The organism is Promicromonospora sp. NPDC050249, from assembly GCF_040656015.1.
Lineage (GTDB): Bacteria > Actinomycetota > Actinomycetes > Actinomycetales > Cellulomonadaceae > Promicromonospora.
The window spans coordinates 31711-51430 of record NZ_JBFAKY010000009.1 but is presented as its reverse complement, the minus strand read 5'-3'; the positions used below and the strand labels follow the sequence as shown (position 1 = coordinate 51430).

Below are 19720 nucleotides of genomic sequence, written 5' to 3'. Positions count from 1 at the left end.
CCCGGCCATCGGCCGGGCTCTCGTTCGTTGTTGCGCCGGCGGTTACCGCCAGGCAGATCCCGGCCCACGGCTCAGCCGGACCAGGGCCTCCGCGCGCTCCTGCCGGCCGGCGTCGTCCAGCGCGAGGCCTGAGGTTCTCGACGCCCCGCAGAAGACGTCGGACTCCGGCAGGTTGCCGCTGAGCAGGAACCGCGTCGTGGTGTTCAGCGCGCACGGGTTGTCGTCGTAGACGTAGACCCCGTGCCCGCCGCCGTCCACGCTGACCAGCCGGGCCCGGTCGCCGAACGCCTCGCGCGCGATCTCGCCGCCCCGGTGCGGTGTCGCCGGGTCCCGCAGGTTCTGCAGCACGAGGACGTTCTCCGGCCCCTCCTCCGCGAACTCCACCGGCGGGTCGACCGGGTCGTTGTGCCAGTAGGCGCACGGCGTGATGTTCGCCGCCGCCGCTCCGAACAGCGGGTACCGCTCACGGTCGACGGCGACGGCGCGCCGGTAGGTGCCGACGTCCTCGGCCCAGTCGCTGTCGTTGCAGGTGACCGCGAGGAACGCGGACCAGGTGTTGTCGTAGGGCGATGGGGTCGCCGTCGCACCGGCCGGCCGCTGGACGGCGTCCGCCGCGCGCGGCCCGCCCGCTGCGGGCTCCAGCTTCTTCGCGTACCGGGCGGCGGACGCCGCGTCGGCGTCGGCCAGCGACTGCCAGAGCTGCGCGGCCATCGCGAAGCTGCTGTCGGCGTAGGCCGCGACGAACATGTAGAACCGGAAGGTGCCGCCGTCGATCCCTCCGACGGGACGGCGCTCGAGGCGGTCCGCCTGGGCGAGGAAGTTCTTCCGCACCTGGCCCGGCGTCCGGCCGAGCTCGTAGCTGTCGTGCCGCTCGGCGGCCCAGGCCGCGAAGTCGGGGAAGCGGTCCTCCATGCCGAGCCCGAACCTGCGCAGGCTGCCCCGGTCGAGCGCCGTCGCGCCGAGGTTGCTGTCCACCACTATCCGGTCGCCCTGCTCGGGGAACAGCGAGGCGTAGGCGGCGCCCAGCGCGGTGCCGTACGACGCGCCGTAGAAGCTCAGCTTCTCCTCGCCGAGCGCCTCCCGGATCAGATCCATGTCCCGTGCGGTGTTGGCCGTCGTCATGTGCTGCATCCGGCCCTCCGGGTCGTTGGCCGCGCACTGGTCGGCGATCTTCCGCGCGAACCTGGCCTGCTCGGTGACCGCCGCCGCGTCCTCGGCGTATCGCGGGACGTTGCCCGGGTAGTTCTGCTCGATGGTGAAGCCGCAGCTCACCGGTGCCGAGTGGCCCACCCCGCGCGGGTCCATACCGATCAGGTCGTAGGCGTCCAGGACCGTCGACGGCATCCCCAGCGCGCTCATGTCGGCCGGCTGGGAGAGCCCCGAGCCGCCGGGTCCGCCGGGATTCAGGAGCAGCACGCCCTGCCGGTCGGCGGGCTTGGTGCTGGCCAGCCGGGAGATCATGATCTCGATGGTCGTGCCGTCGGGCCGGTCGTAATCCAGTGGTACGGGCACCGTCGCGCACTCCAGCTGCGCCCGCGCCGCGTCCGGCATGTCCGCCGGACAGGATCCCCAGTCCGGCCCGCTCGTCCGCTCCTCGTCACCGACGGCTGGTGCGGCCAGCAGCGATCCGGCGAGCCCCGCCGTCGCCGCCAGTGCCAGCCCGGCCCTGATCATTCGTCGTGCATTCATCTCGCACCCCTCGTCCGGTCGCTCTTGCTCGACACGTGCGAGACCCACTCCAGACCGTGTTCCAGGAACAGGGTCAACCGCTCGGCGCTGTGACGCGGGTCACTGCGCCGACGACGGGTGTGTCGACGATCACCGTCCCGCCGGCGCCGGCGTCATTGACCTCAACCGGGGTTGAGGTTCTAGCGTCGGACGTATCGACATCTTGCGATGAGAGGACCGGAAATGCCTGTCTACACCCTGCCTGAGCTGCCCTACGACTACGCGGCGCTCGAGCCGCACATCAGCGGGCGGATCATGGAGCTGCACCACGACAAGCACCACGCCGCGTACGTGGCGGGCGCCAACGCCGCGCTCGACGCGCTGGCCGCGGCCCGGGAGAGCGGCGACCTCGCCGCGGTGAACCTGCACGAGAAGAACCTCGCGTTCAACCTGGGCGGGCACACCAACCACACGGTGTTCTGGCACAACCTCTCGCCCGAGGGCGGCGGCGAGCCGGACGGCGAGCTCGGGGCGGCCATCGCCGACCAGTTCGGCAGCTTCGCGGCGTTCAAGGCGCACTTCGCGGCAGTGGCGACCGGTATCCAGGGCTCCGGCTGGGCGGTGCTCGGCTGGGACAGCATCGGCGGGCGGCTGCTGGTGTTCCAGCTGTTCGACCAGCAGGCGAACGTGCCGCTGGGCGTCACGCCCCTGCTGATGCTCGACATGTGGGAGCACGCCTTCTACCTGGACTACCTCAACGTCAAGGCCGAGTACGTCAAGGCGTTCTGGAACCTGGCGAACTGGTCCGACGTCGCGGGCCGGCTCGACCGGGCGCGCGCCACGACGGGAAGCCTCATCACCGCCGCGTGACCTGCGAAGGGTCGCCCTGGTGGGCGGCGTCGGGCGGCGACGGCTCGCTTTGGTCCCAGCGGCCGAATCGGTCTAGACTGACGACGCTCGCCCACCTGGGCGAACACCCTTTCGGGGCTGTGGCGCAGCTGGTAGCGCACCTGCATGGCATGCAGGGGGTCGGGAGTTCGAGTCTCCCCAGCTCCACCGAAACATCTGGTCAGAGGCCATTCTGAAATCCTGTCACCAGGAGGACGGGATGGCCTCTCGCTGTGAGTTCACCAGCTCAGGTTTGAATCCCGTCCTGCTCGGACACGTTCCGGACATTTGAAATGTCCCCAAGATGGCCCGCGAATGCGGTTACGGCGTCCCCCGTACTGGGGCGAGATTGGTCATACCGACGCAGACCCCTCGGTGTCGGGCGCTCCAGGACTCGCCCCTACGGGAGAAGACCGTGACCGAGAAAGCCTTGACCGCGTCGCCGACGACGCCACTCGCCACTACAGCGCGTCTGGTGGCGCTCGACGTCGACGGCACGCTGGCGTTGGAGGGGCGTATCCCGGACGCGACGGTGACAGCTGTCCAGGCGACTGTCGCCTCCGGCCACCACGTGGTGATCGCGACGGGCAGGTCCCTGGTCGGGGTGGCGCCGATCGTCGAGCGGCTCGGGCTACGTCGGGGCCACGTGATCTGTTCCAACGGTGCCGTGACCGCGTGGATCAGCGAGCACCGCCTGATCGTCCAGGACGCGGTGCGGTTCGACGCCGGACGTGTACTGCAGCGGGCCCGCGACGCGATCCCGGACGCGCTGCTCGCGACCGAGGTCCTGGGCAAGGGCTATCAGGTCAGCGCCCTGTTCCCGGACGGGCTGCTCAACGGCAGGCAGCACCTCGTGGGGCACACGCCCGAGCTGTGGGCCGCCCCCACCACACGCGCCGTCGTGCACGCGGCCGACGTCGCCCGGCTGGGGCGCGAGCTGGGCTGGTTCGACGTGACCGTCACGCTGGGCTCGACCGCCGAGCCCGGCGACTGGCTCGACCTGACGGCGCCGAGCCTCTCCAAGGCGAGCGCCCTGGAACGTGTTCGCCGTCGCCTCCGAGTTGCCGCGGAGCACACGATCGCGGTCGGTGATGGGCACAACGACCTGGCGATGTTCGAGTGGGCGGCGCGCGCGGTCGCGATGGGGAACGCACCGGCCGAGGTCCGGTGTGCGGCCGGCGAGGTGTGCGGGAGCATCACCGAGCACGGCGTGGTGGACGTGCTGCGCTCGATCGCGGGTGTGCGATAGGCCTCGTCGTCAGGCGTCAGGGCAGCACGGGCCCGACCGAGACCATCAGGCAGAGCGCCAGGACGGCCACGAGCGAGAACCGGAACATCTGTCGTGCCCAGCGGTCGTCGTCGTCCGCCCGGAGCCCGGTGATGCCGAGCCAGGTCCAGTAGCCGCCGACCGCGCCCATCACCACGGTGTAGACGATCCCTACGTACCCGAACACGGGCAGGAGCAGGGTCGAGACGACGAACGCCACCGTGTACGCCAGGATCTGGATCTTCGTGTTCCGCATGCTCCGGACCACCGAGATGACCGGGACGCCCGCCTTGGCGTACTCCTCGTGCCGGTAGATCGCGATCGAGTAGAACTCGGGCATCTGCCAGAGGAAGACGGCGAGGAAGACGAGCACCGCGCCGACGTCGACCACACCGGAGACCGCCACGTACCCGGCGAGGATCGGCGCGGCGCCCGAGACGCTGCCCACCAGCGTGCCGTGGATCGAGAGGCGCTTCGAGAGCATCCCGTAGAGCACGACGTAGACGACGAACCCGCCGAGGCCGACGGCCACCACCAGCCAGTTCGTCCAGGCGACGAGCATCGCCATGCCGACGACACCGAGCACCACGCTGAAGACGACGGCGGGCCGCGCGCCGATGCTGCCGGTGACCGTCGCCCGCTTCCTGGTGCGGTCCATGACGCCGTCGATGTCGCGGTCGAGCACGTTGTTGAGCACGCAGGCCGACGCGATCACCAGGGTCGTGCCGACGACGAGAGCGGCGAACAGCCAGAGGTCCACCTGCCCACGGCTCGCGAGCAGGAAGCCCGCGGCGGCCGTCAGCACGTTGCCGTAGAGCACCCCGGGCTTCGTCAGGGAGTAGTAGCGCGTGAGCGTGTCACGAAGGGTCGTGCCGTCAGCCCGGGCCGCGAGCGCGCCGTCGGTCCCGTCGACGCCGGTCAGGGTCGGGGGCTGCTTGATCGCGGTCATCCGACGTGTGTCCGGACCACTACACGGGAGAACCCGCCGTTCGAGCTGAGGGGTGTTCTCGGATCCACCGGCTCAGCCTACGTGAGCGGGCGCCGCCGGATGGTTCACTGGTGCCCTGCACGCCCCTCGGAGACAGAACTCGGAGACGGAAAGGCGCGGCTCGCCGGCGAGCCCAGGTGTCGTATGACGGACAAGGTCGACCTCAAGAAGAGACTCGACGCCTACCAGGCGAAGGTGGGCCAGCTCCGGGTGCTCGACGTCCCCGACCTGCAGTACCTCATGATCGACGGGCACGGGGACCCGAACACCTCACCCGCCTTCGCCGAGGCGGTCGAGGCGCTCTACCCGGTCGCGTACGCGCTCAAGTTCGCGGCGAAGCGCGACCTCGGGCGCGACTTCGTCGTCATGCCGCTGGAGGGTCAGTGGTGGGCCGAGGACATGAGCTCCTTCACCGCAGAGCGGGACAAGGCGCGCTGGGACTGGACCCTGATGATCATGCAGCCCGACTGGATCGACGAGGACATGTTCACCGCCGCCGTCGCGCGGGCCGGGACGAAGGGCCCTCCGGCCCGGCTCGAGGACCTCCGCCTGGAGCCGCTGTCCGAGGGGCGGTGCGTGCAGACGCTGCACGTCGGCACCTTCGACGACGAGGCGGACGTGCTCGCGCGGATGCACGACGAGTTCATCCCGGGCAACGGGTTCCGCATGGTCGGCAGGCACCACGAGATCTACCTCAGCGACCTGCGCAGGGTCGCACCCGAGAAGCAGCGGACGATCCTCCGGCAGCCGGTGGCGGCGTCCGGTCCAGGACTGGCGCGAGACCCTGGCTGACGCAGCGGACGAGAGCGGGGCCCGGCCACGGGGCGGCGCGTTCCGGCTGCTCCGCCACAACCGCGACTTCCGGGTGCTGTGGACGGCCCGGGCCGTGTCGGTCCTCGGCGACTCCCTCGGTCTGGTGGCGCTGCTCGTCCACCTCCAGGCAGAGGCCGGCGCCGCCGTCGCGGTAGCGCTGCTCCTGCTGGCCGGAGACTGCGTGCCGGGCCTGTTCGGCCCGCTCGCGGGCCTCATCAGCGACCGGATCGGGCTCCGCAGGGTGATGATCGCCTGCGAGGCGGTCCAGGGACTCCTGGTGCTGGCCATAGCCGCGTCGCTGCCGCCGCTCCCGGTCCTGCTGATCCTGGTCGCCGCCCGGGGGATCGGTGCCACCACCTTCATCGCGGCCTCGCGCAGCGCCGTGCCGCGCATGGTCGACGACGACGACCTCGAGGCGGCCAACTCCGCACTGGGTGTCGGCACCTACGGGCTCGAAGCCTTCGGCCCACTGATCGCGGCGGCACTGTTCACGGTGAGCGGGATCCGCGGCGTCCTGCTCGTCGACGTCGCGACCTTCGCGGTCTCCGCGGTCGTGCTGGCGCGGCTTCCCCTGCTCGGCAGCGTGCTCCGGACGGCTCCGGCCGACGAGGCTCCGCCGGTCGGGTGGTACCGCGAGCTGACAGCAGGCTTCGGGCACCTGCGCTCGATCCCCACGGTGCGCGTGATCGCCGCCGGCTTCGTCGGTGTGGTCGCCTTCAGCGGGGTGGACGACGTCGCCCTGGTCTTCCTGGCGCGCGACGAGCTCGGCGGGAGCAGCTCCGACGCCGCGATCCTCTACGCCGGGGTGGGCATCGGCCTGCTGTTCGGCTACCTGCTGCTCGGGCGCGTGGGCGGACGCTGGCCGGCCCTCGGGCTGCTGCTCGTCGGGTTCGTGGTGAGCAGCGCTGGCAACCTGGTCACCGGTCTGGCCGGCTCGATAGCCGCCGCCATGGTGCTCCAGACCCTGCGCGGGGCGGGCATCGCGGCCCTCGACGTCGGCGTCAACACCCACCTGCAGCGCATCGTCCCGCCCACCGTCCTCGGCCAGGCGTTCGGCACGCTCTACGGCGCCATCGGCCTGGCCGCAGGGCTCTCCTACGCGCTGGGCGGTCTGCTGCTCGCCGCGACCGATGCCCGCATCACCTTCGTCGTCGCGGGTGCGGGCGGCCTGCTCGTCAGTGCTGCCGCGGCGGTCGCGCTCCGCCGTGCCGCCCGGCGTCCGGCGAGCTGACGTCGGCCCGCCGATCCCGGGACAGGGTCATGGCGCCGTTCCCACGGCGTCGGCCAGGGCGAGCACCGCGGCCCGTGGCCCTGCGTGTGCCCGCACCTCGATGCGGTGCACCAGCCGCGGGGCCGTGAGCGGCACGATCGCGAGGCCGTCGGGCGGGGCGAGGTTCCCCGGCGCGGCATGCAGGCCGTGGCCCGCGCGGACGAGCGCCGCAACCGTGTCGGCAGAGGTCCCGGTGTACGCGGTGCCGCGCCGCAGGCCCAGCCTGGCAGCGGACGCGAGTGCCGACGTCGAGCAGGTGGTGCCGGTCGTACCGAGCCACCGCGCGTCGGTGAGTGCCGCCAGATCGATCCCTGACCGTCGCGCGAGGGGATGAGCGACGGGGAGCAGCACGGCGATCGGTGCCTCCCGGACCACCCGCACGACCAGGTCCGGGCCCGACCCGGGCAACGGGTCGCCCGGTGCGGCGATGCCGTCGACGACCGCCACGTCGGCGCCACCTGACATGAGGGCGGCCGCGGCCGCGGCGGCGTCAACGACGACGACGGAGGCGAGCCGGCCGGCGACCGGGAGCAGCTGCTCCGTGGCCGGCGTGACGGCGACCGAGACCGGCGTGTCCTCGTCGCGCCCGGTGACCCGCGCCACCGCGGCCCGCGCGGCCTGCTCGTGCGCCAGGATCTGCCGGACGTGCCGGAGGAACTCGCGCCCGGCAGGCGTCGGGGCGACTGTCGGGCGCCGGGTGAGGAGCGGCGTCCCCGCCGTCCGCTCGAGGCCCGCGACGTGCTGCGAGACCGCGGACTGGGTGAAGCCCAGGGCGCTCGCGGCCCGCGAGAACGAGCCCGTCTCGGCGACGGTGGCCAGGCTGAGCAGGGCGCGGGTGTCCACGGCGCCAGTATCTCCCGGCGGACACTCGGGTATCAGCGATCACGATCCGGGAATCGGCATTCATCGTTGGACGTGATACACCGGGGCGGCTCAGCATGGGCGCATGAACCCCACACGCATCGCACTGGTCGGGGACCGCTCGACGGCGGTCCGGGCCCACGAACGGATCCCCGAGATCGCCGGCCGGTACGACGACGTCGACCTGCACTGGCTCTCGACCACCGACCTCGCGCCTGCCGAGGCGACGGCGTTCGACGGTGTCTGGGTGGTCCCCGGTTCCCCGTACGCCGACGAGGACCGGGTCATCGAGACGATCCGCGCCGCCCGGACGGGAGGTACCCCGCTGCTGGGGACGTGCGGCGGGTACCAGCACATGGTCCTGGAGTTCGCGCGCGACGTGGTGGGCATCAGGGTGCGGCATGCCGAGAGCCAGGTGGCGGGCGCGGCGGACGCCGGGGCCGCTCCGGCGTCGACCGCGCTCATCACCGAGCTGGCGTGCTCGCTCAAGGGCCGCAGCGGACAGGTCGACGTCGTGCCGGGCAGCCGGGCGGCCGAGGCCCTCGGTGAGCGGAGCTTCGAGCGTTTCCACTGCTCGTTCGGGCTGACCGCCGCCGATGCCGAACCGCTGGTGGCGGCCGGGCTGGTCGTCTCGGGAACGAGCCCCGAGGGGGAGCCTCGGGTGGTCGAGCTGCCGGGCGACGCGTTCTGGCTGGGCACGGCGTTCCAGCCTGAGCTGGCGGATTCTCAGCCGCACGCCGTGATCGAGGCGTTCGTGGCGGCTGCCCGTGTGCGTGCGGCCCGGCGTGCGGCGGGCGCCGACATGGCGGCCGCCCGGTGAGCCGTCCTGTGAGCCGTTCGGTGAGGTACGTGACGGTGCCCGGGTACGGCGGATCCGGGCCGGAGCACTGGCAGACGCACTGGGAGCGCGACCTGCCCGCCGTCCGGTTCGGGCCCGCCTCGTGGGACGCGCCCGATGCGCTGGACTGGGCCGACGCGTTGACCCGCGCCGTATCGGACGGAGGCCGCCCGGTGTTCCTCGTGGCGCACAGTCTCGGTTGTCTGACCGCCGCATCGTGGCTCGCCGAGCGCGGACCGGACGTGGTGGCCGGTGCCCTGCTCGTCGCCGTCCCCGATGCTTGCGGGCCTGCGTTCCCTGCCGCGGCGAGGGCGGGCGGCTTCGAGGTCGTCCGACGTCGGCTCCCGGTCCCGGTCACCGTCGTCGTCTCGCAGGACGACCCGTACGCGGCCGCCGGGTGGACCCGGGACCTGGCCGCCGTGTGGGGTGCGGAGGTCGTGGGGATCGGGGAGGCCGGCCACGTGAACGAGGCGAGCGGCGTCGGCCCCTGGCAGGCGGGGCGGGAGATCCTGCGGGGGCTCGTCGCCGCCCCGGCGTGACGATTCCTCCACCGGGGGTTCGCGCCGAACCAGGGTGGAAGCGGCCCGCTCAGCCGCCCCCTCCGGAGGAGTCGACGTGCGACGCACCTCGCTCGCCACCAGCGCTCTGAACGTGCTGCTGCGCCCGGCGACCGCCGGGATGCGGGCACCTGACCGCGCGTTCGACGCGCTGGTGGTCAAGGCGGAGCGGAAGACGAGGGCGCACGCCGTGGCGGTCCCGGAGTTCGTCGACGATCTCCGCCTTCTCCTGCGGTCCTTCGCCGCGTGTCCCGGCCTGAGCCCGATGGGCTGGCACGAGTACGAGCTGTCCCGGTACGGGCTGACGGCGGCGGACGTCGGGGCCGCGTTCGGCGACTACGCGGACCGGTACTGCGCGGCCTGAACCGGACGAGCGGCTCCGGCCCGCACGGCGTGGCACGACGACGTCCGGCTACATGTCCACCCTGGGTACGACGGCGATCAGCCCTGGGGCCGATGCCGGTGCCGGCGCCCGTCGTTAGGTTCTGGCCATGACCACCGTGGACCACGCCCCACCCCGCGCCGCGACGTTCTCTCGCCCGGCCGTGCGCCTCGGGATCGCCGTGGTCCTGAGCTTCCTGCTGGGCGGCCTGACGTCCTACGCGCAGGGGTTCCTGCCGGACGCGTTCGCCTCCTTCGCGAACTCGGCCAGCGGCTGGACAGTGCTCACGGCGGCGCTCGTGTACTGGTCCCGAGCACGCACAGGGCCCGCGGCGGTGCTGGGAGCCGTGAGCTTCGTGCTCCTCGTCCTCGGGTACATGGTCGCGTCGCAGTTGCGTGGATTCGTGTACGACCCGCTGCTGTTCTCCGTCGTGGGCGTGGTGGTCGGCCCCTTCGTGGGTGTCGCGGCATCGTGGCTGCGGGCCACCGGCGTCCGCGCAGCCCTCGGCGGGGCGCTGCTGGCGGGCATCGGAGTGGGGGAGTGCGTCTACGGGCTCACCGTCGTCGGGGACACGACGAGCCCCGTCTACTGGACGCTGATCGGCGTGGCCGGGCTCGCGCTCGTGGCCGGCCTGCTCGTACGCCGCGTACGGGGTGCGCTGCCGGTCGCGCTCGCGGTCGGCGGTACGGCGGTCGTCGCGGTGGCGTTCCACGTCGCCTACACGAGCCTCGGCTAGGCAGGGACCAGCCGGTCGAGGAGCCGGTCGAGGAGCTCGGCGACCCGCGCCTCGGCGGCGTCGTCCACCAGGAGCAGCTGGGCCAGGCCGCTCGTTCCCGTCACGATGAGCTCGGCGTCGAGCTCGGCGGCCCGCCCGGCCGACGGCGCCGCGTCCCCGCGGACCCGGTGCAGCTGCTCCGCGATCGCCCGGACGAGGAAGCGCGGCGCGCCCAGCGTGTCCTCCGCGGTGACGTCGGGGTCGGTGAGCGCCGCGGCGTGGAACGAGTTCAGGACCACCGTGTCCCGCCGCCGGTCGGCGTCCGTCGGCAGCAGCTCGGTGAGGATCGCGCGGATCACCTCGTGCGGTCCGGGGTCGGTGCCGAGGACGCTCAGCCGGCGGGTGAACCGCGTGCCGGCGTCGGCCACCACCGCGTGGTGGGTGGCGAGCAGGAACTTCCGCTTGGTGCCGAAGTAGTACTGCACGAGCCGCACCGAGATACCGGCCTCCGCGGCGACGGACTGGAAGGTGGCCGCCCCGAGGCCGTCGCGGGCGATGACGCGACGCGCGGCGTCCGTGATCTGCGTCCGCCGCTGATCGTGGTCGGCCAGCTTCGGCATGTGGTCCCGCTCTCTCGTCCGCGCGCCGTCCGGCGCCTCTTCATGGTATGTGCAGACCAGCATAGATGATACGTTCATACCATCAAACGAGGAGGGGCCGATGGCCAAGGTCGGAAGGTTCAGGAGCGACGCGGCGCGCGAGGCCTATCTGCGCACGTACGAGGCGATGACGGAGCACTGGCCGGTCCCGGCGGTCCTCACGGACGTCCCGACCCCGTTCGGGTCGACGCACGTCCGGCGGTCGGGTTCCGGCGACGGAAAGCCGCTCGTGCTGCTCGCGGGCGTGCTCGGCAGCAGTCTGCACTGGCACCAGGTCGTCGAGGGGCTGGCCAGGGACCGCGCCGTCTACGCGCTGGACACCATCGGGTCGGCCGGGCGCAGCGTGCAGACCGCGCCGCTGACCGGTGACGCCGACTACGGGGTCTGGTTCGCCGCGGTGCTGGACGGGCTCGGCCTGGACCGTGCGCACGTGCTGGGCGAGTCGTCCGGCGCCTGGCACGCGACCCTCGTGGGCTTGCACGCGGCGGACCGGGTGGCGAGCGTGTCGCTGATCGAGCCGAACGGGGTGATCGTGAGGACGCCCTGGCGGGCCCTGTTGAAGATGATCCGGTTCGGCGGGGACACCACCGACGAGGGCTGGCGCAGGATGAGCGAGTGGCTGACGCCGGGTGTCACCATGACCGACGCCGAGCGGGCCACCGCGAAGGCCGCGCAGGGATACAGGCTCGCGGCCGGCTGGGCGCGCCCGCTGAAGGACGCGGAGCTGGAGTCGTTCGCCCCGCCGCTCCTGGCGGTCTACGGCGGCGTCTCGGTGGTCTCGGAACCGCTCACCGCGCAGCGGCGTCTCACCGAACGTCTGCCGTCCGCCGAGGTCGAGATCTATCCCGGGGCGGGGCACGGCGTGCGCGGGCAGCTCCCCGACCTCGTCACGGCCCGGGTCGTCGAGTTCGTGGCGCGGCACGACGCGGGCTGACGTCCGGGCCGGGCTGTGGTCGAGCTGGCCCCCGCTGGTCATGCCGAAGCCCCGCTGGCCAAGCGTGTCGAGACCTGGATCTCGACACGCTCGACCAGCGGGGCTTCCGCTCGACCGGCGGGGTTTCGTGCGCTCAGGCCTGGCCGAAGAACGTCCGCAGGTCCTGCACCACCAGCTCCGGAACCTCCAGGGCCGCGAAGTGGCCGCCCTTCGGGTACTCGGCCCAGTGCTCGATGCGCGCGTTGTCCCGCTCGGCGAACGCCCGGATGGTCTGGAAGTCGTCGGCGAAGACGGCCACGCCGATCCGGCCGGTGCTCACCACGGGCTCCGCGCCCGAACGCTGCTCGGTGTAGTGGTACCGCACCGCCGTCGCGGACGTGTTGGTGAGCCAGTAGAGGCTGACCTGCGCGAGCACCTGGTCGCGGGAGACCAGGCTGGTTCCGTTGCCGAAGTTCTCGAACAGCTCGCTGTACGCGAGCTGTGCGACGGGCGAGTCGCTGAGCCCCGCGGCGATCGTCTGCGGTCGCGAGCCGTTCATCGCGTTGTACCCGCCCACGCTCTGGAACCACTGCATGTGTCCGAGGGCGGCGAACTCCTTGGGGCCGAACCCGTCCATCTCGCCCTCCGCGCCGGAGGGGAACGAGAAGAGCTGCAGCACGTGCGCGCCGAGGAAGCCCTCCGGGTCGAGGACCGCCAGCTCGCGCCCGATCATGGCACCGCCGTCGCTGCCGTGGATGCCGTAGGAGTCGTAGCCGAGCTGCCGCATCAGCGTGTCGAAGGTGCGGGCGACGCGGGCCATGGTCCAGCTCCCGCCGTCGGCCGGCTCGCTCAGCGGGGTGCTGAAGCCGAAACCGGGGGTGGACGGGACCACCACGTGGAACGCGTCCTCTGCCCGGCCGCCGTGCGCCACCGGGTCGGTGAGGGGCCCGATCAGGTCGAGGAACTCGAGGAACGAGCCCGGGTAGGTGTGGGAGAGGAGCAGGGCCCGCGCGCCGGGCTCCGCCGAGCGGACGTGGACGAAGTGCACGTTCTGCCCGTCGATCTCGGTGATGAACTGCGGGAAGGAGTTGGCGCGCTCCTCGACCGCGCGCCAGTCGAACTCGTTGCGCCACTGCTCGACGGACTCGCGGAGGTACGACTCGGGCGTCCCGTAGTCCCACGAGTCGCCGGGGGCGGCCGGGGCGAACCGGGTGCGGGCGAGACGGTCCGCGAGGTCGTCGAGGTCGGCCTGCGGGATCTCGATCCGGAAGGGGCGGATGTCGGCGGCGGTGTTGTCCTGGGTGTTCTGCGTGGTCTCCATGTCTCAGACATTACGAGCAGTTCAGGAACCGTTCGTTCCTCTATTCTTTCAAGACTGGAGTAATTTCTCGGACAAAACGCTCGGAAACAGAAGGAGCCGCGATGAGTACGACGGCGGGGCGTCTGCTCGCCCTCCTCGGCCTGCTGCAGTCCCGCGCCGAGTGGTCGGGGCCCGAGCTCGCGGACCGGCTCGACGTCACCGACCGCACGGTGCGCAACGACGTCGCGCGCCTGCGCGACCTGGGCTATCCCGTCGACAGCGTGCGGGGGCCTGGCGGCCGGTACCGGCTGGGCGTGGGCGGCAAGCTCCCCCCGCTGGTGCTCGACGACGACGAGGCGGTCGCCATGGCGGTCGGCCTGCGGTCCGCCAGCGCCGTCGCGGGGATCGAGGAGAGCAGTGCCCGGGCGCTCGGCAAGCTGGAGCACGTCCTGCCCGACCGCCTGCGCCGCCAGGTGGCCGCGCTGCGTGACGCCACGAGCGCCGGGCCGGTCAACACGAGCAGCAACGTCGAGGACCCCGCCGTCGACCCCGGGCTGCTCACCGAGCTGGCCGCCGCGATCCGCGACCACCAGGGGCTGCGCTGCTGGTACCGCGAGGCGCCGCGTGAGATCGAGCCGGCACGGCTCGTTGCCTGGCAGCGCCGGTGGTACCTGGTGGGGCGGGACGTCGGCTCGGGTCAGTGGCAGCCGTTCCGCGTGGACTGGCTGGAGCTGCGCACGCCGGGCGGACGGCGGTTCGTGCCCACCGACCCGCCCATCGACCTGACCGAGCTCGTGGTCCGCGAGGTGGCCCGGACGGGCTGGGCGGTGCACGCCCGCATCCTGGTGCGCGCGCCTGCCGATGAGGTGCTCGCCCGGATCAACCCTGCCGTCGGCACCGTCGAGCCGGTGGACGACAGGACCTGCGTGCTGGTCACGGGCGGCGACAGCATCGAGATGGTGGCCGTGTGGATCGGCATGCTCGGTCTCGACTTCACGGTGCGGGAGCCGCAGCGGCTGGTCGAGCATCTGGCGGAGCTGTCCCGGCGCTACGCGGCGGCGGTCGGCTGAACGCGCTCAGTCGCGCGTGGCGTGGCCCTGCTCGATGACCGTGGTGAGCCGGTCGCGGGTCTCGGCCAGCTCGCGCATCCGCTCGTCGATCCGGTCGCGCTCGGTGGCGAGCAGCTCGAGCATGCTGGTCGAGGCCATGCCCGAGTCCATGCACGGCATGATGTCGCGGACCGTGTTGCTGTTGAGGCCGGCGCCGTACAGCACCTGGATCAGCCGGACGCGGTCGACGGCGTCCTCCGTGTAGTAGCGCTGGCCCGAGGCGGAGCGCTCCGAGGTCAGCAGGCCCTGCTCCTCGTAGTAGCGCAACGCGCGGACGCTCACGCCGGCCTGTCCGGCGAGCTCGCCGATCCGCATCATCTCGCCGGTCCGCACCATCATGTCCCCCATGTCTCCATGCCTGTATCTCTGACGTCAACGTCAGATCCTACGGCGCCGATTCCTGCACTCAGGCTCCGCTCATCTGTGACCACTGGTGCGCTCATCTGTTAATCTGGCCGGACGTTCAACGGAGTCTGAAGGGCGGCGGAGGAGCACGATGACGGCACTCGACGAAGAGACCGTGGGCGGCCTGGTGGCGTCTGCGCCGAGCGGCGCGGCGCTGGTGGTCCCCACCTACGACCGGTCGCGGCTGACCACCGGGATCGTCCATCTCGGGGTGGGGGGCTTCCACCGCGCGCACCAGGCGATGTACCTGGACCGGCTCATGTCCGAGGGCAAGGCGCTGGACTGGGCGGTCTGCGGCGTCGGCGTGCTGCCGAGCGACGTCCGGATGCGCGACGCGCTCGCCGCGCAGGACGGCCTCTACACGCTGGTGCTCAAGCACCCGGACGGACGCCTGGAGGCGCGCGTCATCGGGTCGATCAAGGAGTACCTGCTGGCGCCCGACGACCCCGAGGTCGTGCTCGAGAAGATGGCCTCCCCCGACGTGCGCATCGTCTCGCTCACGGTCACCGAGGGCGGATACAACATCCATCACGTGACCGGCGAGTTCGACCTGACGGGCCCGGCGGTCGCCGCCGACCTGGTAGACGGCGCCGTCCCCGCGACGACGTTCGGGCTGGTCACCGAGGCCCTGCGCCGCCGGCGGGACCGGGGCGTGCCGCCGTTCACGGTGATGAGCTGCGACAACATCCAGGGCAACGGCGAGGTCGCGCGGCGGGCGTTCACGACGTTCGCGCGGGCCAAGGACGCCGACCTCGCGGCCTGGATCGAGGAGAACGTCGCGTTCCCGAGCTCCATGGTCGACCGGATCACGCCGGTCACCACGGACGCCGACCGCGCGCTGGTGGCCGAACGCTTCGGCATCGACGACGCCTGGCCGGTGGTGGCCGAGCCGTTCGAGCAGTGGGCGCTGGAGGACACCTTCCCCACGGGGCGGCCCCCGTTCGAGGACGCCGGCGTGCAGGTGGTGTCCGACGTCGAGCCGTACGAGCTGATGAAGCTGCGCCTGCTCAACGCGAGCCACCAGGCCCTGTGCTACGTCGGTTACCTGTCCGGGTACCGGTACGCGCACGAGGTGGCGGGCGAGGACGTGTTCGCCCGGTTCCTGCTCGGCTACATGGACGACGAGGGCACGCCCACGCTGGAGCCGGTGCCCGGCATCGACCTGGACCTGTACAAGCGCACGCTCATCGAGCGCTTCGCCAACCCGCACGTGGCCGACACCCTCGCGCGGCTGTGCGCCGAGTCGTCGGACCGCATCCCGAAGTGGCTGCTGCCCGTGGTCCGGCACCACCTGGCGACGGGCGGGCCGATCGAGCACGCGGCGCTCGTCGTCGCGTCCTGGGCCCGGTACGACGAGGGGGTGGACGAGGTCGGCGAGCCCATCGAGATCGTCGACCGGCTCGCGGACCGGCTGCACCGGGCGGCGCTCGCGCAGCGGACCGACCCGCTCGCGTTCCTGCGGGACCGCGAGGTGTTCGGCGACCTGGTCGACGACGAGCGGTTCACCGCCGCCTACACGGCGGCGCTGACGTCCCTGCACGAGAAGGGCGCCCGAGCCACGGTCGAGGCTCTGGTGACCCGCACCGCGAGGTAGAGCGCCTGTCCGCGGACACCCGCTCTACTTCGGCGAATCCGGGGTGGTGTTTAGGGGGTGGCGAGGAGGGACTCCAGGGTGGTGGCCGCCGCGTCGTCCATCACCAGGGTGTTGGCGATGCCGCCGCGTACCGCGGCCACCAGACCCGGGGCGACGGCTGCGCCGTAGCCGATCGCGATCACCTGCGGCGTGGCGACGAGCTGTTCGAGCGTCACGCCCACCACGCGCTCGTCGAGGCTGGTGCGGACGGGGCGGCCCTCGGCGTCGAACAGGCGGCCCGAGCACTCGGCGATCGCTCCGGCCTCGGTGGCCGCCTGCTGCTCCTCGGTGCTGATCTGTGGGAACACCGTGGACGTGCGTTCGGACCAGTGGCCGATCGCGACGACCGCGACGTCCAGGTGATCGGCCCGCGCCAGCGCGTCGGCGATCTCCGGCTGCCGGCGCATGCCCGCGGCGGTGGCGGCGTCGGCCACGAGGAGCGGTGACCAGACCGGCCACGTCCGCACGCCGGGCATCTGGGCGAACGTGCTGATGAGCGCGAGCGAGTTGCCGCTGCCCTCGACGGGCAGTGCCCCGACCAGCTGGACGACGTCGCACTGCGGCAGCCGGCCGATGTGCCGCACCGCCGCCTCTACCGTGCGCGACCACGAGACGCCGACCGTCGCGCCCTCGGCGATGTGCTCGCGCGCGGCGCGGGCGAGCTCGACCGCGACGTTCTCCCGGGTGGCGGCGGTGTCCTCGCCGCTCGCGGTGATGAGGACCTCGCGCAGCCCGAGGCGGGCGGCGAGGCGGGCGCCGCGTTCGCCGTCGGCCCGGGGTGGCGTGATCTCTATGCGGACCACTCCCTCGTCCCGGGCCTGCGCGAGCAGGCGCGCCACCTGGAAGCGGGAGATGCCGCGGTGGCGCGCGATCTCCACCTTCGACTTGCCGTCGAGGTAGTAGTCGGTGCTCACCTCGACCATGAGGTTCGAGAGGAGGTTCGAGTCGTTCTGGGTCACCTGCGTCCTCACTCCCGCAGGCGTGAGCGGGGAACATCTGAGCGACTGATAAGGGAGGGTCTTGCTCACCTGAGCATACCGAACTACGCTGCGGATGCAGATGAGCAAGTAACAATTCTCAGATGAGCGCGGCGGAGACGCTGTGCCGACTAAGAGGACGAGGAGAGGACGAGGATGTTCCGACCTCCGAGGGGTACTTCGGTGAGAGCGACGCTGACGGCTGCCACGGCCGCCGTCGCGCTGGCCCTGACCGGCTGCGCCGGGGCGGGCGCCGTGGGCGGCGGTGACGGCGAGCAGATCGTCGTGGCCATCGTGTCCAACCCGCAGATGCAGGACGCGATCTCGCTGCAGGACGAGTTCCGTGCCACCCACCCGGGCGTCGACGTGCGGTTCGTGTCGCTGCCCGAGAACGAGGCCCGCGCCAAGATCACGGCGTCGGTGGCGACCGGCGGCGGCGAGTTCGACGTCGTCATGATCTCCAACTACGAGACGCCCATGTGGGCAGAGAACGGCTGGATCGAGAACCTGCAGCCGTACATCGATGCCACCGACGGGTACGACGCCGAGGACTTCGTCCCCAGCGTCCGCGAGGCCCTCTCGCACGACGGCGACATGTACTCGGTGCCGTTCTACGGGGAGTCGTCGTTCCTGGCCTACCGCACCGACCTGTTCGAGCAGGCGGGCCTCGAGATGCCCGCGAACCCGACCTGGGACGAGGTGCGCGAGCTGGCGGCCGAGCTGAACGCTCCGGAGGAGGACTTCTCCGGCATCTGCCTGCGCGGCCTGGCCGGCTGGGGCGAGGACATGGCCCCCATGACCACCGTGATGAACACGTTCGGCGGCGGCTGGTTCGACGAGGACTGGAACGCGACCCTCGACTCTCCCGAGAGCCGGGAGGCCATCGAGACCTACATCGACACCCTGCGGACGTCCGGCCAGCCGGGCGCCGCGACGTCGGGCTTCGGCGACTGCCTCACCCGCTTCGCCCAGGGACAGTCGGCCATGTGGTACGACGCGACCTCGATGGTCTCCTCGGTCGAGGACCCCGCGTCGTCGACGGTGGCGGGCAAGGTGGGCTACGCCCCCGCACCTGTCGCCGAGACGGAGTCGGCGGGCTGGCTCTACAGCTGGTCGCTGGCGATCCCGTCGACGAGCGAGCACAAGGACGCCGCCTGGGACTTCGTCTCCTGGATGACGGACAAGGAGTACATCAAGCTGGTCGGCAACGAGATCGGCTGGGAGCGGGTGCCGCCGGGGAGCCGGCTGTCCACCTACGAGCTCCCGGAGTACGCGGAGGTCTCCGAGGCCTACGCGGAGGCCACGCTCGACTCGATGAACGGGGCCACGCAGGAGGCCGCGATGACCCACGAGGTGCCGTACCCCGGCATCCAGTTCGTCGGGATACCCGAGTTCCAGGACCTCGGCACGCGTGTCGGCCAGCAGATGTCCGCCGCGATCGCCGGCCAGATCACCGTGGACGAGGCCATCGCGCAGTCCCAGCGGTACGCCGAGACGGTGGCGGAGACCTACCAGGCAGAGGAGGGGCAATGAGCACCTCGACCATCGACCGGCTCGAAGGCTCACGCCGGGCGGCGCGCAGCGAGGCGTCGTCGCGGCCGGTCAGCCGTGCGGAGACGTGGCGCCGTCGCGGCCCGCTGCTGCCCGCGCTGATCTTCACGGTCATCGTCACGCAGCTGCCGTTCCTGCTGACCATCTGGTACTCGCTGCACTCGCGGAACCTGCTGCGTCCCGAGTCCGACCTGTTCGTGGGTCTGTCGAACTACGTCGACATCGCCGTCGACTCGACGTTCCGGCAGACCGCGTGGAACTCCGTGGTCATCACCCTCGGCTGCGTGCTGGTGGCGATGGTCCTCGGGATCGTCCTCGCGCTGCTGCTCGACCGGCCCTTCTTCGGGCGCGGCGTGGCGCGCACCATGCTCATCACGCCGTTCCTCGTGATGCCGGTGGCGACCTCGGTGCTCTGGTCGATCGCGCTGCTGAACCCGACGTACGGCCTGTTCAACTGGGCCCTCGGCCTGTTCGGCATCGAGGCGGTCGACTGGACGTCGACCTACCCCGTGATCGCGATCCTGATGGCCCTGGTGTGGCAGTGGACGCCGTTCATGATGCTGCTCGTGCTCGCCGGCCTGCAGGCCCAGCCGAAGGACGTGCTCGAGGCGGCGTCCGTCGACGGCGCAGGCACATGGCTCACCTTCCGGCTGATCACCCTGCCGCACCTGCGGCGGTACATCGAGCTGGGCGTGCTGCTGGGGATCATCTACGTGGTCAACACGTTCGACCAGATCTACCTGATGACGGCGGGCGGGCCCGGTACGGCCAGCGCCAACCTGCCGTTCTACATCTACCAGCGTGCGTTCCTCGGGTTCGACGTCGGGCAGGCCGCCGCCATGGGTGTCGTCGTCGTGATCGCCACGATCATCGTGGCCTCCGCCGCGCTGCGCCTGATCTTCCGCAGCTTCGAAGTGAAGGAGTGA

Annotated in this window: 20 protein-coding genes and 1 tRNA gene; 14 read left to right on the top strand and 7 right to left on the bottom strand. The window is 71.7% G+C overall.

Annotated features, from left to right (window positions below; translation table 11 throughout):
• Positions 1-42 precede the first annotated feature (42 nt).
• On the bottom strand, positions 43-1689 hold the full coding sequence (locus AB0I32_RS09495) for an alpha/beta hydrolase (protein WP_357505180.1): 1647 nt from the start codon (positions 1687-1689) through the stop codon (positions 43-45).
• A gap of 222 nt (positions 1690-1911) precedes the next feature.
• Here AB0I32_RS09495 and AB0I32_RS09490 point away from each other — a divergent pair, with 222 nt between their 5' ends.
• From AB0I32_RS09490 to AB0I32_RS09480, 3 genes are all read left to right on the top strand, one after another.
• On the top strand, positions 1912-2538 hold the full coding sequence (locus AB0I32_RS09490) for a superoxide dismutase (protein WP_357505178.1): 627 nt from the start codon (positions 1912-1914) through the stop codon (positions 2536-2538).
• Positions 2539-2651: 113 nt separating this feature from the next.
• A tRNA-Ala gene (locus AB0I32_RS09485) sits at positions 2652-2724 on the top strand.
• A gap of 247 nt (positions 2725-2971) precedes the next feature.
• Entirely contained in the window at positions 2972-3805 is an 834-nt protein-coding gene (locus AB0I32_RS09480; RefSeq protein ID WP_357505176.1) for an HAD family hydrolase, read from the top strand.
• Positions 3806-3821: 16 nt separating this feature from the next.
• On the opposite strand, the gene cyoE is transcribed toward AB0I32_RS09480, so the two are convergent.
• A complete protein-coding gene (cyoE, locus tag AB0I32_RS09475; RefSeq protein ID WP_357505174.1) occupies positions 3822-4772 on the bottom strand; it encodes a heme o synthase in 951 nt (316 codons plus the stop codon).
• Positions 4773-4955: 183 nt separating this feature from the next.
• On the opposite strand from cyoE, the gene AB0I32_RS09470 reads away from it, so the two are divergent.
• A complete protein-coding gene (locus AB0I32_RS09470; RefSeq protein WP_357505172.1) occupies positions 4956-5603 on the top strand; it encodes a GyrI-like domain-containing protein in 648 nt (215 codons plus the stop codon).
• Positions 5604-5676: 73 nt separating this feature from the next.
• Positions 5677-6855 (top strand): MFS transporter, encoded by a 1179-nt coding sequence (locus tag AB0I32_RS09465; protein WP_357505170.1) that lies wholly within the window; start codon positions 5677-5679, stop codon positions 6853-6855.
• A gap of 27 nt (positions 6856-6882) precedes the next feature.
• On the opposite strand, the gene AB0I32_RS09460 is transcribed toward AB0I32_RS09465, so the two are convergent.
• On the bottom strand, positions 6883-7737 hold the full coding sequence (locus AB0I32_RS09460; RefSeq protein WP_357505168.1) for a LysR family transcriptional regulator: 855 nt from the start codon (positions 7735-7737) through the stop codon (positions 6883-6885).
• 103 nt (positions 7738-7840) lie between these two features.
• On the opposite strand from AB0I32_RS09460, the gene AB0I32_RS09455 reads away from it, so the two are divergent.
• The 4 genes from AB0I32_RS09455 (at position 7841) to AB0I32_RS09440 (ending at position 10268) form a co-directional block, all read left to right on the top strand.
• Positions 7841-8575 carry a hypothetical protein gene (locus tag AB0I32_RS09455; RefSeq protein WP_357505166.1) on the top strand — a complete coding sequence of 245 codons (735 nt, stop codon included), beginning with the start codon at positions 7841-7843 and terminating at the stop codon, positions 8573-8575.
• Between the two features lie 29 nt (positions 8576-8604).
• Entirely contained in the window at positions 8605-9132 is a 528-nt protein-coding gene (locus AB0I32_RS09450) for an alpha/beta hydrolase (protein ID WP_357505164.1), read from the top strand.
• A 76-nt stretch (positions 9133-9208) separates the two neighbouring features.
• On the top strand, positions 9209-9514 hold the full coding sequence (locus tag AB0I32_RS09445) for a hypothetical protein (protein WP_357505162.1): 306 nt from the start codon (positions 9209-9211) through the stop codon (positions 9512-9514).
• A 127-nt stretch (positions 9515-9641) separates the two neighbouring features.
• Positions 9642-10268: a DUF6518 family protein gene (locus tag AB0I32_RS09440; protein ID WP_357505160.1), complete on the top strand. Its 627-nt coding sequence runs from the start codon at positions 9642-9644 to the stop codon at positions 10266-10268.
• Here AB0I32_RS09440 and AB0I32_RS09435 read toward each other — a convergent pair.
• The gene (locus AB0I32_RS09435) at positions 10265-10867 is read right to left on the bottom strand and encodes a TetR/AcrR family transcriptional regulator (protein ID WP_357505158.1); all 603 of its coding nucleotides are present in this window, start codon (positions 10865-10867) and stop codon (positions 10265-10267) included. The genes AB0I32_RS09440 and AB0I32_RS09435 overlap by 4 nt on opposite strands.
• Before the next feature lie 100 nt (positions 10868-10967).
• On the opposite strand from AB0I32_RS09435, the gene AB0I32_RS09430 reads away from it, so the two are divergent.
• On the top strand, positions 10968-11840 hold the full coding sequence (locus AB0I32_RS09430) for an alpha/beta fold hydrolase (RefSeq protein WP_357505156.1): 873 nt from the start codon (positions 10968-10970) through the stop codon (positions 11838-11840).
• A 133-nt stretch (positions 11841-11973) separates the two neighbouring features.
• Here AB0I32_RS09430 and AB0I32_RS09425 read toward each other — a convergent pair whose 3' ends face one another.
• Positions 11974-13140 (bottom strand): epoxide hydrolase, encoded by a 1167-nt coding sequence (locus AB0I32_RS09425; protein WP_357505154.1) that lies wholly within the window; start codon positions 13138-13140, stop codon positions 11974-11976.
• 101 nt (positions 13141-13241) lie between these two features.
• Here AB0I32_RS09425 and AB0I32_RS09420 point away from each other — a divergent pair, with 101 nt between their 5' ends.
• Complete coding sequence (locus tag AB0I32_RS09420) at positions 13242-14189, top strand: WYL domain-containing protein (protein WP_357505152.1); 948 nt, start codon at positions 13242-13244, stop codon at positions 14187-14189.
• 6 nt (positions 14190-14195) lie between these two features.
• On the opposite strand, the gene AB0I32_RS09415 is transcribed toward AB0I32_RS09420, so the two are convergent.
• Positions 14196-14576, bottom strand: a complete 381-nt coding sequence (locus AB0I32_RS09415; protein ID WP_357505150.1) for a MerR family transcriptional regulator — start codon at positions 14574-14576, stop codon at positions 14196-14198.
• Positions 14577-14724: 148 nt separating this feature from the next.
• Between AB0I32_RS09415 and AB0I32_RS09410 the strand changes: the two genes are divergently transcribed.
• A complete protein-coding gene (locus tag AB0I32_RS09410) occupies positions 14725-16227 on the top strand; it encodes a mannitol dehydrogenase family protein (protein ID WP_357505148.1) in 1503 nt (500 codons plus the stop codon).
• 50 nt (positions 16228-16277) lie between these two features.
• On the opposite strand, the gene AB0I32_RS09405 is transcribed toward AB0I32_RS09410, so the two are convergent.
• On the bottom strand, positions 16278-17225 hold the full coding sequence (locus AB0I32_RS09405) for a sugar-binding domain-containing protein (protein WP_357505146.1): 948 nt from the start codon (positions 17223-17225) through the stop codon (positions 16278-16280).
• A gap of 174 nt (positions 17226-17399) precedes the next feature.
• On the opposite strand from AB0I32_RS09405, the gene AB0I32_RS09400 reads away from it, so the two are divergent.
• On the top strand, positions 17400-18776 hold the full coding sequence (locus AB0I32_RS09400) for a sugar ABC transporter substrate-binding protein (protein WP_357505144.1): 1377 nt from the start codon (positions 17400-17402) through the stop codon (positions 18774-18776).
• Entirely contained in the window at positions 18773-19720 is a 948-nt protein-coding gene (locus AB0I32_RS09395) for a sugar ABC transporter permease (RefSeq protein WP_357505142.1), read from the top strand. The genes AB0I32_RS09400 and AB0I32_RS09395 overlap by 4 nt, the downstream gene beginning before the upstream one ends.

Excerpts from the sequence above, each read along its gene's own strand:
- AB0I32_RS09490 (WP_357505178.1), top strand. The coding sequence starts at position 1,912 with ATGCCTGTCTACACCCTGCCTGAGCTGCCCTACGACTACGCGGCGCTC.
- AB0I32_RS09395 (WP_357505142.1), top strand. The coding sequence starts at position 18,773 with ATGAGCACCTCGACCATCGACCGGCTCGAAGGCTCACGCCGGGCGGCG.
- AB0I32_RS09470 (WP_357505172.1), top strand. The coding sequence starts at position 4,956 with ATGACGGACAAGGTCGACCTCAAGAAGAGACTCGACGCCTACCAGGCG.
- AB0I32_RS09425 (WP_357505154.1), bottom strand. The coding sequence starts at position 13,140 with ATGGAGACCACGCAGAACACCCAGGACAACACCGCCGCCGACATCCGC.
- AB0I32_RS09440 (WP_357505160.1), top strand. The coding sequence starts at position 9,642 with ATGACCACCGTGGACCACGCCCCACCCCGCGCCGCGACGTTCTCTCGC.
- AB0I32_RS09420 (WP_357505152.1), top strand. The coding sequence starts at position 13,242 with ATGAGTACGACGGCGGGGCGTCTGCTCGCCCTCCTCGGCCTGCTGCAG.
- AB0I32_RS09410 (WP_357505148.1), top strand. The coding sequence starts at position 14,725 with ATGACGGCACTCGACGAAGAGACCGTGGGCGGCCTGGTGGCGTCTGCG.
- AB0I32_RS09415 (WP_357505150.1), bottom strand. The coding sequence starts at position 14,576 with ATGGGGGACATGATGGTGCGGACCGGCGAGATGATGCGGATCGGCGAG.
- AB0I32_RS09455 (WP_357505166.1), top strand. The coding sequence starts at position 7,841 with ATGAACCCCACACGCATCGCACTGGTCGGGGACCGCTCGACGGCGGTC.
- AB0I32_RS09400 (WP_357505144.1), top strand. The coding sequence starts at position 17,400 with ATGTTCCGACCTCCGAGGGGTACTTCGGTGAGAGCGACGCTGACGGCT.
- AB0I32_RS09495 (WP_357505180.1), bottom strand. The coding sequence starts at position 1,689 with ATGAATGCACGACGAATGATCAGGGCCGGGCTGGCACTGGCGGCGACG.
- cyoE (WP_357505174.1), bottom strand. The coding sequence starts at position 4,772 with ATGACCGCGATCAAGCAGCCCCCGACCCTGACCGGCGTCGACGGGACC.
- AB0I32_RS09430 (WP_357505156.1), top strand. The coding sequence starts at position 10,968 with ATGGCCAAGGTCGGAAGGTTCAGGAGCGACGCGGCGCGCGAGGCCTAT.
- AB0I32_RS09435 (WP_357505158.1), bottom strand. The coding sequence starts at position 10,867 with ATGCCGAAGCTGGCCGACCACGATCAGCGGCGGACGCAGATCACGGAC.